Genomic DNA, 506 nt, shown 5'->3' on the forward strand with positions numbered 1-506 from the left:
TAAATATAACGTATTGCTAAGGTTAACGACGGTTAGATTCACCTCTTACACAGCACCTCGTTCGAGAATAAACCACGGTTTACACCACGGTTGAAGGCGTAAGCAAATGATGCCCCTAAGAAACCACCCGCTGCGGCAGAGCCTGAAAATGCGTCTGTGAACACAGCTGCAAATGAAGGTGCAATGTTTTCAATGTTGTAGAAGATTACAGCCAATGCACCAATGATATAAACCGCTGCCATTAATGGTACGACACGAGAAGTGATTGCGGCAATACGCTTGATGCCACCTAAAATCACAAGTGCAAGTAAGATAGATAGCACACCACCGGTATGCCAAGGCTCAAAACCAAAGGTAGACTCCATACCCTGAGCAATATTATTAATTTGCGGCAGGCTACCTGTACCAAAAGAACTAATTACAGTGGCAACAGCAAATAATACAGCTAACCACTTCATATTCAAACAGGTGCTGTGTAAGAGGTGAATCTAACCGTCGTTAACCTT

Annotated in this window: 1 pseudogene; it reads right to left on the reverse strand. The window is 43.5% G+C overall.

The window, feature by feature from the left end:
- Positions 1 to 56: 56 nt before the first annotated feature.
- Positions 57 to 464 (reverse strand): annotated as a pseudogene (locus ACXAC4_RS27295) (alanine:cation symporter family protein); the annotation flags it as partial.
- Between the last annotated feature and the right edge of the window lie 42 nt (positions 465 to 506).

This window comes from Pseudoalteromonas sp. AWM4_233, from assembly GCF_056158285.1.